Annotated in this window: 13 protein-coding genes and 1 pseudogene; 13 read left to right on the forward strand and 1 reads right to left on the reverse strand. The window is 71.6% G+C overall.

Features of this window, described 5'->3' with window-relative positions:
• Nucleotides 1-138 precede the first annotated feature (138 nt).
• The 11 genes from ABT070_RS07615 (at nt 139) to ABT070_RS07665 (ending at nt 12,308) form a co-directional block, all read left to right on the forward strand.
• Complete coding sequence (locus tag ABT070_RS07615) at nt 139-1,395, forward strand: ATP-grasp domain-containing protein (RefSeq protein WP_351756140.1); 1,257 nt, start codon at nt 139-141, stop codon at nt 1,393-1,395.
• A complete protein-coding gene (locus ABT070_RS07620) occupies nt 1,392-2,246 on the forward strand; it encodes a Rossmann-like domain-containing protein (protein WP_351756143.1) in 855 nt (284 codons plus the stop codon). The genes ABT070_RS07615 and ABT070_RS07620 overlap by 4 nt, the downstream gene beginning before the upstream one ends.
• Nucleotides 2,243-3,352, forward strand: a complete 1,110-nt coding sequence (locus tag ABT070_RS07625) for a PLP-dependent cysteine synthase family protein (RefSeq protein WP_351756145.1) — start codon at nt 2,243-2,245, stop codon at nt 3,350-3,352. Before ABT070_RS07620 ends, ABT070_RS07625 begins: the two co-directional genes overlap by 4 nt.
• A complete protein-coding gene (locus ABT070_RS07630; protein ID WP_351756148.1) occupies nt 3,349-4,407 on the forward strand; it encodes a dipeptide epimerase in 1,059 nt (352 codons plus the stop codon). The genes ABT070_RS07625 and ABT070_RS07630 overlap by 4 nt, the downstream gene beginning before the upstream one ends.
• Nucleotides 4,391-5,653 (forward strand): MFS transporter, encoded by a 1,263-nt coding sequence (locus ABT070_RS07635; RefSeq protein WP_351756151.1) that lies wholly within the window; start codon nt 4,391-4,393, stop codon nt 5,651-5,653. The genes ABT070_RS07630 and ABT070_RS07635 overlap by 17 nt, the downstream gene beginning before the upstream one ends.
• A gap of 13 nt (nt 5,654-5,666) precedes the next feature.
• Entirely contained in the window at nt 5,667-6,470 is an 804-nt protein-coding gene (locus ABT070_RS07640) for a class I SAM-dependent methyltransferase (RefSeq protein WP_351756153.1), read from the forward strand.
• Between the two features lie 43 nt (nt 6,471-6,513).
• Nucleotides 6,514-8,094: an ABC transporter substrate-binding protein gene (locus ABT070_RS07645; protein WP_351756156.1), complete on the forward strand. Its 1,581-nt coding sequence runs from the start codon at nt 6,514-6,516 to the stop codon at nt 8,092-8,094.
• Nucleotides 8,091-9,044: an ABC transporter permease gene (locus tag ABT070_RS07650; protein ID WP_351756159.1), complete on the forward strand. Its 954-nt coding sequence runs from the start codon at nt 8,091-8,093 to the stop codon at nt 9,042-9,044. The genes ABT070_RS07645 and ABT070_RS07650 overlap by 4 nt, the downstream gene beginning before the upstream one ends.
• Nucleotides 9,041-9,931, forward strand: a complete 891-nt coding sequence (locus ABT070_RS07655) for an ABC transporter permease (RefSeq protein WP_351756162.1) — start codon at nt 9,041-9,043, stop codon at nt 9,929-9,931. The genes ABT070_RS07650 and ABT070_RS07655 overlap by 4 nt, the downstream gene beginning before the upstream one ends.
• Entirely contained in the window at nt 9,928-11,520 is a 1,593-nt protein-coding gene (locus ABT070_RS07660; protein ID WP_351756165.1) for an ABC transporter ATP-binding protein, read from the forward strand. Before ABT070_RS07655 ends, ABT070_RS07660 begins: the two co-directional genes overlap by 4 nt.
• 251 nt (nt 11,521-11,771) lie before the next feature.
• Nucleotides 11,772-12,308: a hypothetical protein gene (locus ABT070_RS07665; protein WP_351756168.1), complete on the forward strand. Its 537-nt coding sequence runs from the start codon at nt 11,772-11,774 to the stop codon at nt 12,306-12,308.
• A gap of 390 nt (nt 12,309-12,698) precedes the next feature.
• Here the strand turns inward: ABT070_RS07665 and ABT070_RS07670 are convergent.
• Nucleotides 12,699-12,794 (reverse strand): annotated as a pseudogene (locus ABT070_RS07670) (fic family toxin-antitoxin system, toxin component); the annotation flags it as partial.
• Nucleotides 12,795-12,889: 95 nt separating this feature from the next.
• Here ABT070_RS07670 and ABT070_RS07675 point away from each other — a divergent pair.
• Both ABT070_RS07675 and ABT070_RS07680 read left to right on the forward strand, forming a co-directional pair.
• Nucleotides 12,890-13,366, forward strand: a complete 477-nt coding sequence (locus ABT070_RS07675; RefSeq protein WP_351757316.1) for a GNAT family N-acetyltransferase — start codon at nt 12,890-12,892, stop codon at nt 13,364-13,366.
• A gap of 246 nt (nt 13,367-13,612) precedes the next feature.
• The gene (locus ABT070_RS07680; protein WP_351756171.1) at nt 13,613-14,038 is read left to right on the forward strand and encodes a hypothetical protein; all 426 of its coding nucleotides are present in this window, start codon (nt 13,613-13,615) and stop codon (nt 14,036-14,038) included.
• Nucleotides 14,039-14,201: the final 163 nt, after the last annotated feature.

Genomic DNA, 14,201 nt, shown 5'->3' on the forward strand with positions numbered 1-14,201 from the left:
CTCCCGACGGCTCCGACAAGGGACTGGTAAACGAAAATGATTATCGATAGCGTGTGCGGAGCGCAATGCCCGCCCCCTCTGCCCGAGGGTTCTCCGGGCTGCCCTGAGGTCTGAACCGCTCGTACGAAAAGGGGAGTTGTGGCTCATCTGCTGATGGTCGAAAGCTGGGTCGGGTCGATGAGCAGACTGTTGCCACGGGCGATCCGGGAGGGCGGCCACGAGTTCACGTTCCTCACCCGCGACCTGCACCACTACCTCCGCTCGGCGCCCGAGGGTGCGGGGCACCCGCTGCTCGGCGCCCGGAACGTGATCACCGCCGACACGAACGACACCGGCGCCCTGCTGCCGGAGATCGAGCGGCTGCACGAGGTGCTGCGCTTCGACGGCGTGATCACTTCCTGTGACTACTACCTGCCGACCGCGGCACGGATCGCCAGCCATCTGGGTCTGCCGGGATCGCCCCCAGAGGCGGTGGAGGACGCCTGCCGCAAGGACACCACCCGTCGTGTCCTCGCCGACGCCGGGGTGCCCGGGCCGCGCTTCGCCGCGCACGAGGAGTGGGCCGACATCGCCCGCGCTGCCCGAGAAATCGGCTATCCGCTGGTGGTCAAGCCCGTCGACCTGTGCGCGGGCATGTACGTGCGGCGCGTGGACGACGAGGAGCAACTCGCCGCCTCCGTACGCGTGCTGGCCGATTCGCCGGTCAACGCCCGCGGGCAGCGGCGGGAGCCCACCGTCCTGATCGAGGAACTGCTGGACGGCCCCGAGGTGAGCGTCGAGACGGTGTCGCATGCGGGTGCGGTCCACGTGGTGGGCGTGACCGACAAGAGCATCGGTGGGGTGCCCGCGTTCATCGAGACCGGGCACATGTTCCCCGCCGCCCTGCCGGCCGCCGACACCGAGGCCGCCGAGCAGACCGCCCTCGCCGCGATCGAGGCGCTCGGCCTGACCGACGGTGTGGTGGCGCACACCGAGATCAAGCTGACCTCTGCCGGTCCTCGCGTGGTCGAGGTCAACCCTCGGCCTGCCGGGAACCGCATCACCGAACTCGTCCGCCATGTGACCGGCATCGACCTGGCCGCGGCCTTCGTGGAGGTGTCCCTCGGCCGCGAGCCCGACCTGCGGGGCGGCGACACCGGGCTGCGCAGTGCGGCCATCGGCTTCCTCGTGCCGGAGGCCTCGGGCACGCTCCACCAGCTGGACGACGGCGGACTCCGGAACGCGCCGGGTGTGCTGGAAGTACAGCTCGCCGAGCCCGGCCAGCAGGTGAAGGCGGCGGGCAGCAACAACGAGTACCTCGGGCACGTCATGGCAGGTGACGCCGAGGGCCTGGGCGCCCGCGACCATGTCGAGGTCCTCCTCGGTGAACTGCGTACCGGGCTGGTGATCCGATGACCGCCGTCACCGGCACATCCCGTACGACGGCATGCGAGACGTACGACCGTCTCCTGGCGTGCGTACGCGCCGGCGAACTCGGTCCGGATCCGGCTACGCAGCAGATCGTGGTGGCCTTCACCACTCGGCAGGCGGTGCGGCACGACGGACGCGGCACCGGCTACCGCAACGAGGTGCTCAGCCTGCGTCTGGGCGAGGCCGTCGGATCGTGCGCGGTCGAGCCCGGGACGCTGCCCGACCGTACGGTCGAGGAGTGTGTCGGCGCGAGCGTGGCTCACCTGCTGGCCTCTCCGCTGCTGCCGGTGCGCGTGGCCGCGCTGGACGCCTATCTGATGCACGTCACTCCCCATACACCGCAGAACGGGGCACGGTCAGTGCCGCTGCCCGCCGGGACGTCGCTGGAGAAGTCCCGGACCCGGGCGAAGGCCGTCGTCGAACTGCTCGATCCGCCGGCGGGCGCCACCGTGCTCGTGGTGGGCGTCGTCAACTCGCTTCTGGAGGAGCTGCGTTCGCGTGGGCTCCGCTATGTGCCCTGTGACCTCAAGGGCGGGCTGACCGAGTGGGGTGAGCCGGTCGCCACTGACGCGCTTGCCGAGGCCGGGCGCTGCGACGCCTTGCTGGTGTCCGGGATGACGCTGGGCAACGGCACCTTCGAACCGCTGCGGCGGCACTCGCTGGCGCACGGCAAGCAGCTGGTGATGTTCGCCCAGACCGGCAGCGCCGTACTGCCCCGCTTCCTCGGCCACGGGGTGAGCGCGGTGTGCGCCGAGCCGTACCCCTTCTTCTGGCTCGACGGCGGTCCCGGCGCCGTGCACCACTACGGCGGCCCCTGCCCGAAGGGCGAACGATGACCACGGCGGCCGTACGCCCCCTCGCCTGCCCGGAACGCCCGGAACTGCTCACCCTGCTCGGCCGCACCCCCCTGGTCCGCATCACGTCCGACCTGCCCGGCCCGCATCCCGGCTTCTGGGCCAAGCTCGAAGGGCTCGCGGCGGGCGGCATGAAGGCACGTGCCGCCGTTTCGATGCTGCTGGGGGCCCGTGAGCGCGGCGAACTCCAGCCCGGCGCACCGGTGGTGGAGTCCACCTCGGGCACGCTCGGGATCGGGCTCGCCTTCGCGGGCCAGGCCCTCGGTCATCCCGTCGTGCTGGTCGGCGACAACGAACTGGAGCCGACCATGCGGCAGTTGCTGCGCGCCCATGGTGTGCGGCTGGAGATCGTGGACTGCCCGGCGGCCCGCGGCGGCTGGCAGGCGGCGCGGCTCGCCCGACTGCGGGAGGTGCTCACCGTCCTGCCCGGCGCCTACTGGCCGGACCAGTACAACAACCCCGACAACAGGGCCGGTTACGCATCCCTCGCCGCCGAACTCGTCGACCGGCTCGACCACCTCGACATTCTGGTGTGCAGCGTCGGCACCGGCGGTCACAGCGCGGGCATCATCGGCCCGCTGCGGCGGCGCTGGCCCGCGCTGCGGCTGATCGGGGTGGACGCGACCGGCTCCACCATCTTCGGCCAGCGCGCCCGGCCCCGGCTGATGCGCGGACTCGGCAGCAGCATCCACCCGCGCAACGTCGCCTACGACGCCTTCGACGAGGTCCACTGGGTCGGCCCGGCCGAAGCCGTGGACAGCTGCCGCCGCCTGGCCCGCGGCTCGTTCGTCAGCGGCGGATGGAGCACCGGCGCCGCCGCCCGCGTCGCCGCCTGGGCCGCCCGCGTCCACCCCGGCGCGGTCGTCGCCACCGTCTTCCCCGACGGCCCGCACCGCTACCTCGGCACGGTCTACGACGACGGCTTCGCCACCGCCCACGGCCTCGACCCGAGCACCGCAGCCACCCGGCCCGTCGAGATCCCGCACCCCGGCGCGGCCGAGGCCACCGGCTGGGTGCGCTGCACCCGCGTCACCGACCCGCTGAAGGCCGCACCCCCGGCCGCACCTCACCCGGAAAGGACCCTGTGAAGGCCGGCCTGCGCACCGTACGCCTCGAACTCGCCGCGCCACTGCGCATCTCCCGCTCCACCATGACCGCCCGCGACGCCGTATGGCTGAGCATCGAACACGAGGGCGTGACCGGCCATGGTGAGGCCGTCACCAGCGTCTACTACGGGCTCGACGCCGAGACCCTGGAACGGCTCCTCACCGCCGTCGGCGCGGCACTCGCCCGCTTCCCCGACCCCGAAAGCGCCCTCGATGCACTGCGGACGGGCGAGTCGGCCGACGAGGGCACTCCCCCGGCCGTGACCGCCGCCGCCGAGGCCGCACTGCTCGACCTCGTCGGCAAGCGCGCGAACACCCCCGTCCACCGGCTGCTCGGTGCCGCCGCGTCTCCGGTCGCGGCCACCGCCCGCACGATCGGCATCACCTCCCTCGCCGACGCGGCGACACAGGCCCGTTCTCTCGCGACGAGCGGCTTCGAGATCATCAAGGTCAAGGCGGGAACCCCTGACCCGGCGGACGACGTGGAGCGCGTCCGGGTCATCCGCGACGCGGCGCCCCGGGTCCGGCTCCTGCTCGACCCCAACGGCGCCTGGACGGTGGCGCAGGCCGAGGCGCTGTTGCCCCGGTTCGCCGACCTCGGTGTCGAGGCGGTCGAGCAGCCCGTCGCGCCTGGCGACCCGGAAGCCCTCGGCGCGCTGGCCGAACGCTCACCGCTGCCGATCATCGCCGACGAGGACGCCGTCGACCTGGAGGACGTGCGCCGCCTGGCCGGCCGCGTCCAGGGGGTCAACGTCAAACTCGCCAAGTGCGGCGGAATGCACGCGGCCCTGCGCATCGCCGAGTTGATCGACGGCAGTGGCACGGAAGTGATGCTGGGGTGCCTGACCGCCAGCAGCCTCGGCCTCGCACCCGCCGTCCACCTCGCCGACCGGGTCCGCTGGGCCGACCTCGACGGACATCTGCTGCTCGCCCACGACCCGTGGACCGGCATCGGCGGCGAGGACGGCATCGTGCGCGCAAGTGGCTTTCCCGGACTGGGAGTTCAGGAGGTGGGGGCGCATGAAGGCGTGGCGTGAGATGCGCCGCTTCCCGCTCGCGGTCCAGCTTCTGCTGGTCAACCAGCTCGGCGTCAACATCGGCTTCTACCTCCTCATCCCCTACCTCGCCACCCACCTCACCGACAACCTGGGCATGTCGGCGGCCGTCGTCGGCATCGTGCTCGGCGTGCGCAACCTCAGCCAGCAGGGGCTGTTCATCATCGGCGGCTCCGCCTCCGACCGGCTCGGCGCGCGCGGCGTCATCATCGCCGGCTGTGCCCTGCGTACCGTCGGATTCGCCCTGTTCGCGCTCGGCGACAACCTGGCCGTGCTGCTCGCCGCGTCCGTGCTCAGCGGGCTCGCCGGGGCACTGTTCAACCCCGCGGTGCGCACCTACATCGCTCACGAGGCCGACGAGCGCAGGGCCGAGGCCTTCGCCCTGTTCAACGTGTTCGCCACCACCGGAGCACTGATCGGGCCGCTGCTGGGCAGCGCGCTGCTGTTCGTGGACTTCCGCACGTCCGCTCTGACCGCCGCCGCGATCTTCGCCGTCCTCACCGTCGCGCAGGCCCTCGTGCTGCCGGTCCAGGACGTCGAGCCGAGCAAGGACACGGTCCTCGCGGACTGGCGTGAGGTCCTGGGCAACAGGGCATTCCTCGCCTTCGCGCTCGCCATGGTCGGCATGTTCACCCTGGAGAACCAGCTCTACCTGCTCCTGCCCGACGGAGCCCGGCAGGCCACTGGCTGGAACGGCGCCGCCGGGCTCGTCTTCGTCGTCGGCACCCTCGCCAACCTGGCACTGCAACTGCGCATCACCCGTGCGCTCAAGGGACGTGGGGACAGAGCGCGTTGGATCGCGACGGGCCTGGGGCTCATGGCGCTGGCCTTCCTGCCGCCCGCCGTGGTGACGGCCGGCTCCGGCAGTCCGGACGGCGCGGCCGACGCGGTGCTGCACGCCCTGCCCGTCCTGACCGGCGCCCTGCTGCTCTACCTCGGGGTGATGGTCGCCCAGCCGTTCGTGATGGAACTGATCCCCGGCTTCGGCCGGCCGGAGCTGACCGGCACCTACTTCGGCATCTTCTACGTGGTCTCCGGCATCGCCGCCGCCGTCGGCAACAGCGTCGTCGGCTGGGCCATGGACATCGGGGAGCGGGGAGACGCCGGCTGGCTGCCTTGGGTGTGCTGCGCCCTGTTCGGGCTCGCCTCCGCGCTGGGCGTGGCCTGGCTGCGCCGGCTCGGGTCGCTGCCGACGCCGTCGACACCCGCCATACCCGCAACGGCCTGAGGAGGGACACGACATGACTTCGACGACCGCTGCGCACAACCTGCTCACCGACAACCCCGAGCTGTACGAGGCCCGCTTCCCCGACCCCGACCGGCTGGCCGGACGCTGGGCGCAGGACTGCCTCGGGCGGCACGGAGCGGGACCGCGCGTGCTCGACATGGGCTGCGGAACCGGACGCGACGCCGCCCACCTGCACGGCGGCGGTCGTATCGTCACCGGGGCGGACATCTCCGAGGCGATGCTCGCCCACGCCCGCATCCACCACCCCGGACCCGAGTACGTCCGTGCCGACCTGCACGGCTTCGACCTCGGCCAGGACGTGTTCGACGCCGTCGTGTGCCTGGACAGCGCGCTGCTGTACTGCCACAGCAACGACCAGCTCGACGCCTTCCTCTCCGACTGCCGCCGTGCCCTGGCTCCCGGCGGTCTCCTGGTGGCGGAGATGCGCAACGGCGCGTATTTCCTGGGCCGTACCGACCTGCTGGACGCACCCACCGTCAGTTCCTTCGTCTGGCGGAGCACCGCCTACCGGTCCCACACCACGCTCACCGTGGACCGCACGGCCCAGCTCCTGCGCCGCACGCGCAGGTGGACCGCCGACGACGGGTCGGCGCCGGTCGAGCAGCGTTCCGCGTGGCGGCTGCTGTTCCCGCAGGAGCTGCGTCACCTGTTGGCCGCGCACGGCTTCGAGGTGCTCGAACTCCACGACGGGCCCGGCCCGCGCACCGAGCCTCCCTGGCGGGAAGGCCGACTGCCCGGCGACACGGCGGACGGGGACCGGCTGCACGTCGTCGCACGCCTGCACACCACCCATTGACATCCAGTGATATCCACTGACATCCACGCCCCAAGGAACAGTCATGCACAAAGAACGCTTCCCCGGCCTGCGCCGCCGCGGCTTCCTCGCCGCCACGGGCGCCGCCTCACTCGGCGCGCTCGCCCTCAGCGGATGCGGCGGCTCCGGCAGCGAGGGCTCCGGCGCCAAGGGCAACGGCACACCGAAGCGAGGCGGGCGGCTGCGCGCCGCGTTCGCGGGCGGCGGCGCCGGCGAGACCCTCGACCCGCACCTGGCCAACCTCTTCGCCGACGCCGCCCGCGCCAAGGCGCAGTACGACAAGCTCGCCGACTACGGCGCCGACCTCTCCGCCGAGCCCCGCCTCGCCGAGAAGTGGGAGCCGAACAAGACCCTGGACCGCTGGCAGGTCACTCTGCGCAAGGCCACCTTCCACAACGGCAAGCCGGTCACCGCCGCCGACGTCCTCTACAGCTACCGGCGCATCGCCGACCCGAAGCAGGCGTTCCGCGCCAAGGCGTCCCTCGACCCCATCGACCTCGACGCCAGCCACGCCACCGGCGAGCGGGGCATCGAGTTCGTCCTCAAGCGGCCCACCGCCGAATTCCCCAACATTCTGGCCGCGTTCGGCGCGTACATCGTCCCCGAGAACGCCACCGGCACCGACTTCGACAAGAAGCCGATCGGCTCCGGCCCCTTCCGGTTCGTCTCCTTCGCCCCCGGCCGCTCCGCCGTCTTCCGCCGCTACGACGACTACTGGGAGGGCGCCCCGCACCTCGACGAGCTCGAGTTCGTCGTCGCCAACGAGGAGTCCGCCCGCGTCAACGCCCTCCTCGGCGGGCAGGTCGAGTACGCCCACGAACTCAACCCCACCACCGCCCGCGCCCACGAGGGCAAGGGACAGATCGAGATCGTGAGCCTGCGCAACAGCGCCATGCAGGCGTTCTGCATGAAGACCGACCGGGCCCCCTTCAACGACAAGCGCGTACGCGAGGCCTTCTTCCTCATCGCCGACCGCAAGGAACTCGTCGACGGCGCCCTGTCCGGTGCGGGCACCGTCGGCAACGACCTGTTCGGCAAGGGCTACGAGTACTACGCCGATGGCCTGCCCCAACGCGAGCAGGACCTCGGCAAGGCCCGCGCCCTGCTCGAGCAGGCCGGCGCCGAGAACCTGAAGGTCACCCTCGACACCTCGGCCGTCGCCGCCGGGTTCACCGAGGCCGCCAGCATCTTCCGCGACCAGGCGAAGAAGGCGGGCGTCACCGTCGACGTGAAGATGGGCAGCAAGGACTCCTACTGGGCCGACATCCTCGACAACGGCACCCTGTGCTGCTATCGCTCCGGCGCCCTGCCCATCGAGGCCCACATCTCCCAGCGCCTGCTCACCGACTCCACCACCAACGCCACCAAGTGGAAGCACAAGGACTTCGACACCCTCTACCAGCAAGCCCAGTCCACCCGCGACAAGACCGAACGGGCAGCCGTCTACGAGCGGATGCAGCGCCGTCTGTACACCGAGGGCGGGTTCCTCATCTGGGGCTTCGCCGACTGGATCCTCGGAACGGCGAAGATTTTGAAGGGAGTTGAGGCCAAGGCCCCCGCCAACACACTCGACTGGGCCCGCTTCGACAAGGTCTGGCTCGCGTGAGCCGATTGCGCTCCTTCGTCGCCCGGCGGCTGCTCCTCGGCGTCGCCCAGACCGTGGCCGTGGTGCTGCTGGTCTTCGCACTCACCGAGGCGCTGCCGGGCGACGCCGCCGTCGTCCTGGCCGGCGACCAGCCCGACCCCGCCCGGATCGCCGCCATCCGCGAGGCCATGCACCTCGACAGGCCCGCCTACGAACGGCTCGCCGACTGGGCGGTGGGTCTTCTGCACGGCGACTTCGGCACCTCCCTGACCTCCGGCCGCCCGGTCGGCCCGTACATCTCCGACAGCTTCGGCCCGACCCTCCTGCTGGCCACGCTCACCGTGTCCCTGCTGGTCCCGATCGGCTTCGGCCTCGGCGTGTTCGCCGCCCGCCACGAGGGGCGCCTGGCCGACCAGCTGATCAGCTCACTCACGCTCGCCGTGTACGCGGTGCCCGAGTTCGCCCTCGGCGTGCTGCTGGTGACCGTCCTCGCACTCCAGCTGGGATGGCTGCCGCCGACCGCCGTCGGCTACGGCACCGACCTGCTCGGCCACCCGGCCGCGCTCGTCCTGCCCGTGCTCGTCCTGCTCTCCCGCCCAGTCTGCTCCCTGTCCCGACTGGTACGGGCGGGCATGATCGACGCGCTCGCCTCCCCCTACGTCGCCCAGGCCCGCCGCTACGGTATCTCCGGCACCCGGATCCGCTACGGCCACGCCCTGCCGGGCGCCCTCGCCCCCGCCGCCCAGCACCTCGCCCGCACCATCGACTGGCTGCTGTGCGGCGTCATCGTCGTGGAGGCGCTCTATGTGATCCCGGGGCTCGGCACCGTTCTGCTGAACGCCGTCGCGGAACGTGACATGCCGGTGGTCCAGGGTCTCACCGTGGTGTTCGGCGTGCTGACCGTCGTACTGAACCTGGGCGCGGATCTCGTCGCCCACCGTCTCGCACCCCGGGCGGGGGTCGCCGCATGACGAAGCCGACGAAGCCGCCGAAGCTCCGGACGGCACGCTTCGCCCTCGGCGTGACGGTCGTCGCCCTCCCCCTCGTACTCGCCCTGCTGGGCCCGCTGTTCGCCGGCGAACCAGGACCGCGGACGGTGTCCTTCGCCGTCGACGAAGGCCACTGGCTCGGCACCGACTTCGTGGGCCGGGGCGTAGGGCAGCAGGTGCTGCACGGCGGCCGGCCGGTCGTGCTGACCGCTCTCGCCGCCACCGCCCTGTCGTATCTCGTCGCGCTCCCCGTCGGTCTGGCCGGCGCGCTCACGCATCGCCGCTGGCTGGAGGAACTGCTGATGCGCCCTCTGGACGTCCTGCTCGCCATCCCGTCGCTGCTGCTGATCCTGCTGGCCGCCACCGTGTTCTCCCCCGGTGCCGTCGGTCTGGCCCTGCTGGTGGCACTGGTGAACGTGCCCGACGCCGCCCGGCTGGTACGCGCCGCCGCGACGGAGGCCGCCGCCCGCCCCGCGGTCGAGGCGCTGCGCATGCAGGGCGAGACCTGGTGGCGGACGGCAGTCGGCTACGTCGGCCGTTCCATGCTGCGCACCCTGGCCGCCGACGCCGGAACCCGGCTGACCGGCGTGCTGTACCTGGTCGCCACCGCCGCCTTCCTCGGCGTCGGGGTCGCCCCGGACGCCGCCGACTGGGCGGTCATGGTCGACCGCAACCGCACCGGCCTGTTCGTCCAGCCGTGGGCCGTGGTCGTCCCCGCCCTGCTGATCATCGCCCTCACGACGGGCACCAACCTCCTCTTCGACGCCGCGCTCGCGAACGACCGCCGAAGCGACCGGAACCGGGGCACGACGCGCCCCGACGGAACGGGGACCATCCGCGACCGGGCAAAGGGTGAAGGGCGGCCGTGAACCACACAGACGACGAGACAGCCCCGGTCGGTGACACCTGCGACGCACCCGTGGCCGAGATCCGGAACCTGCGCGTCGAGGTCGGTGGCAGGGCGATCGTCGACGGAGTGAGCCTCAAGGCACTCCCCGGCAGAGTCACCGCCCTGGTCGGCGCCTCCGGCAGCGGCAAGACCACCACCGGCCTCGCCCTGCTGGGCGAGTACCCGCCCGGCGCCCACGTCACCGGCGACGTACGCACGGCTGCCGACGGTCTGGTCGGCTACATCCCCCAACACCCGGCCGCGGTCCTCAACCCCGCCCGCCGTGTCTCCGCCCTCCTGACGGACATCGCCCGCGTCCAGGTACAGCACCTGCCCCGCGGCAAGCGCCGGACGGCGGCCCGCGAGCACGTCCTGCGCGCCCTCGCCGATGCCCAACTCCCGGACGCCGACATACTGTTGCGCCGACTCCCGCACCAGCTCTCCGGCGGCCAGCAGCAACGCGTCGTCCTCGCCCAGGCCCTGCTGCTCGGCGCCCGCATCGTCGTCGCCGACGAGCCCACCACCGGTCAGGACGCCCTGACCAAGAGCCGTATCATCGACGAGTTGGCGGCCGTCGCGGCACGTGGCATAGCCGTCGTCCTGCTCAGCCACGACATGGACGTCGTACGGGCACTCGCCGACGAGGTGATCGTCATGCGGGCGGGCCGGGTCGTGGAGTCGGGCCCGGCACCACGTCTGCTGCTCGCGCCCCGGCACGAATGGACCCACGAACCGCTCTCCGGGCAACCGTCGTTCACGGAACCGGAATCCACTGTCGTCACCGGCCGCCCCCTCCTACGGATACGCGACCTGACCGCCCACCACCGCAACGGCACACGCCGACCGACCGAGGTACTGCGCCTGCCCGAACTCGACCTACGCACGGGCGAGAGCCTGGCCGTCGTCGGCCGCTCCGGAAGCGGCAAGACCACCCTCGCCCGCTGTCTGGCCGGACTCCACCGCGACCACGACGGAGAGATCCTCCTCGACGGCGCACCACTGCCGCGCAGCCTGCGCGACCGTGACCGCACACAACTGGCGGCCGTACAGTACGTCTTCCAGGACGCGCGCGCCGCCTTCGACGAACACCGCCCCGTCCTGCACCAGATCGCCCGCACCGCGATACGACTGCGCGGCGCAGAGCCCTCTGCCGCGACGCAGGAGGCTCTGGCCACTCTGGCCGATCTCGGCCTCTCCGAGGACCTCGTCCGCCGACGCCCTGGGCAGCTCTCCGGCGGCGAACTCCAGCGCGCGGCCCTCGCCCGCGCCCTGCTCGCCCGGCCCCGCGTCCTCATCTGCGACGAGATCACCTCCGGCCTCGACACCATCACCCGCCGGAGCATCCTCGGCATCCTCACCGCCCTGCTCCACGGCCGCGACGACCTGTCCCTCGTCCTGATCACCCACGACCTGGACGCCGCAGCCCTGGCCCACCGCATCGCCGTCCTGAACGCCGGCGAACTCGTCGAACAGGGACCGGCCCAGCGAGTGCTCACCGCACCGCGTCACCCGTTCACCGTGTCGCTCGTGGAGGCGACGACACGGCTGAGTGAGAGAACGGACATCTGATCCTGTGCCGGCCGGACCCCTTCGTACCACTGGTCCCGCGTTGACCAGGTGGAAGTCTTCCCGGGAGAGCGTCGGACGCCGCATCACCCGATCCGAGCGGAGCCGGCCGACGTTCTCGACGGGCAGGTCACCCAGCATCGGCACGCTCCACTGCGCGGCAGGCCACTTCATCGGCCTCGGTGTGGTGCCGTCGTCCGACACGGGCCGGAACTAAAGTTGTCGAGACGGGCGTCGGTAACTATAGTTGTCGCATGGCTTCGATTGAGATCACCCCGGAAGAGCGGGCCGAGCTGGGCAAGGCCCTTGGCGAGGCCCTCAACCCACTCGCGGCAGCCATTCGCTCCCGCCAGTCAGGACTGACCACGGCCCGCATGTGGGAGGCGGACCCGGTTGATGTGACGCTGTCCGTCCTCGCCGCCTGGAAGGCGGTGGATACAGAGGTCAAGCAGCTGACGGCGATCGCGGCGGCGACAGCCGGCTCCTACGGCGCGACCTACGAGCAGCTGGGAGCGGTCTGGGGCATGACCCGCCAGGGCGCGCGCAAGAAGTGGCCCGACGCGGTTCCCCGCCCCGCTGCCGTGGCGGCGCAGGGCGGTGCGACGCTCGAACTCTTCGGCGGCACAGCCGAACTGGTGCGGGACTCATCGTCCGGCGGCTGGGCCTGGGCGGGCGAAGGGGCGGACGAAACGCGCGGTGCCGCCGCCGACGGCACCTGGTACGCGACGAAGGAAGAGGCCGCCGCTCATGCCGGAGCCTTCCTGCGGGAGCATGCCGCCACCCCCTCGTAGTGCTCCTGTGCGGTCTCGGCCTGCTCGTTGCCGAGGCCGGGAATGAAAGGTGCTCAGGCCGCTCCGGGGCACGGCGTGCGCGGAGGCCCCGCCGACGCGCAACACACCTCCAGCCGACCCGACGACGCGTCCGTACTCGCTGGATCCCTGGGTGTCCTGCTCATCCGTGCGGCGAGCTGCGAAGTCGCCCTCGAGTCGGCTCAGCCGACCACCGAAGCGGGCTGCGGTCTTGCCACGGTCGTAGTGCTGCGGCCGCTCCAGCCACTCCGGATCGTCCGAGTTGCCGGACACCTCGAGCGGATCGGCCACCCTCGGGGTCCTGCTGCTCGTGGTCAGCGCGGGGACGGCGACTGCGCAGGACGCCGCAAGCCCCGTACCCGGCTGAGGATTTCAGGTGACTCCGGGCCAGCCGCGCAGCAGGGCGGCGATCCTCGCGACGGTGCAGGCGGGGTCCCTCAGCAGGTCGCGCAGGGCGATGGCATCCTCGTCGCCGGATATGCTCCTTCGATCCTTCCTTGAGTGAGGGGAGTTGCCGAGTGGCCCGGTTGGACGGACCCGTTCTGCGTACTCAGAGGCTTGTGATGGAGCCGATCCGCCGCGAGGACAGCGACGACCTCTTCGAGGCTGTGGTCAGCCAGGACAGCGTCATGCGCTGGCTGGCGACCGGACGCGCCGACAGCCGATCCGCGGCCGAGACCATGTGCGACGACCACGTCGCCCACTGGGCCAGACACGGATACGGCGACTTCGCGGTCCGAGATGCCGCCACGTGGGCGTTCCTCGGCCGGGTCGGGCTGCGCCATCGGGACGAGTACGGAGTCGACCTCGGTTTCGCCCTGCACCCACGGGCACAGGGCCGCGGGGTCGCCGGCGAGGCGGGCCGTGCCTGCCTGGACCTGGCGTTCGGCCCCCTCTCGCTCCCTGTCGTCTTCGCGTTCGTCCTGCCCGGCAACACGGCCTCGATCGCGGTACTGCGCCGCCTGGGCGCCCAGGCGGACGGCACGGTCCAGTCCAGCGGCCTGCATTGTCTGCGCTATCGCTTCGACCCACCGTCATGACCGCTACGGAGCAGCAGGAGTTCGTACCCGAAGGCGACAGCAGCGGCCCCCGGCACGGGGAACACCCCTCCGGTCGAGATCTCCACCTCGGGATGGTGGGGGGGCAGGCGCGGTCGGCCGCGGTCGCGGGCAGCGCCGCCATGGAGACGAGGGCTCCGGCGGCGAGGGCGACAGCGGGCAGTGGCGGAAGCGGTCACGGAGTTCCGCGCCCTCCCGCCGACGGGCGATCTTTGAGTGTCGACAAGCGTGAACGTTCCCGACCTCTTGCACAATCTGCTCATGCAGCCGCTGCCGGTTCCCTGCCCCGCCCCTCTCATCCCGGACGCCTCCGGCACCGATGCTTTTCACAAGGCTTACAGACAGGCCATGGCGCACCAAGCCGTGTTCGTCGCCATCGAATCCGACGGTCCGCGGTGGACCGTGAAGGCGGACACACTCACCGCGGGCCCCGGACACTTCGTCGACGACACCGTGAACGAAGCCGTCCGGGCCGCGATCATCCGCATGGTCCACACCCGCGAAATCGGTGCGGACGCGTATGCGGGACCGATCTACTTCATGATGCACGGCGTGTCGAGCGAAGAACGAGCCCGCGAACTCGCGGCCGCACTCCACGCCGCCCTCCACGCAGACCTGGATCCTCTCAACCGCGCCGTGCCTCCCGCGTCCTGACCTGAACGCGGGAGGGCTCAAGCACGAAGCGCGAACACCCGGCCCGATGACCTTCCAGAGGACCTGCCCCGCCCGGAGACGCTGCGGGTGTGGCACGCCCTGTGGCCGGCCCGCATCGATGCGAAGATCACCGCCGTGCGGCAGCGGCAGACGGAAGCCGATT

Origin of the sequence: Streptomyces sp. NPDC002884 (assembly GCF_040295245.1) — a bacterium.
In the GTDB taxonomy this organism is placed as follows: Bacteria; Actinomycetota; Actinomycetes; order Streptomycetales; family Streptomycetaceae; genus Streptomyces.

Bases quoted from the DNA above. Each gene is read 5' to 3' on its own strand.
- ABT070_RS07620 (WP_351756143.1), top strand. From the start codon at position 1,392: ATGACCGCCGTCACCGGCACATCCCGTACGACGGCATGCGAGACGTAC.
- ABT070_RS07625 (WP_351756145.1), top strand. From the start codon at position 2,243: ATGACCACGGCGGCCGTACGCCCCCTCGCCTGCCCGGAACGCCCGGAA.
- ABT070_RS07635 (WP_351756151.1), top strand. From the start codon at position 4,391: ATGAAGGCGTGGCGTGAGATGCGCCGCTTCCCGCTCGCGGTCCAGCTT.
- ABT070_RS07640 (WP_351756153.1), top strand. From the start codon at position 5,667: ATGACTTCGACGACCGCTGCGCACAACCTGCTCACCGACAACCCCGAG.
- ABT070_RS07645 (WP_351756156.1), top strand. From the start codon at position 6,514: ATGCACAAAGAACGCTTCCCCGGCCTGCGCCGCCGCGGCTTCCTCGCC.
- ABT070_RS07655 (WP_351756162.1), top strand. From the start codon at position 9,041: ATGACGAAGCCGACGAAGCCGCCGAAGCTCCGGACGGCACGCTTCGCC.
- ABT070_RS07665 (WP_351756168.1), top strand. From the start codon at position 11,772: ATGGCTTCGATTGAGATCACCCCGGAAGAGCGGGCCGAGCTGGGCAAG.
- ABT070_RS07675 (WP_351757316.1), top strand. From the start codon at position 12,890: ATGGAGCCGATCCGCCGCGAGGACAGCGACGACCTCTTCGAGGCTGTG.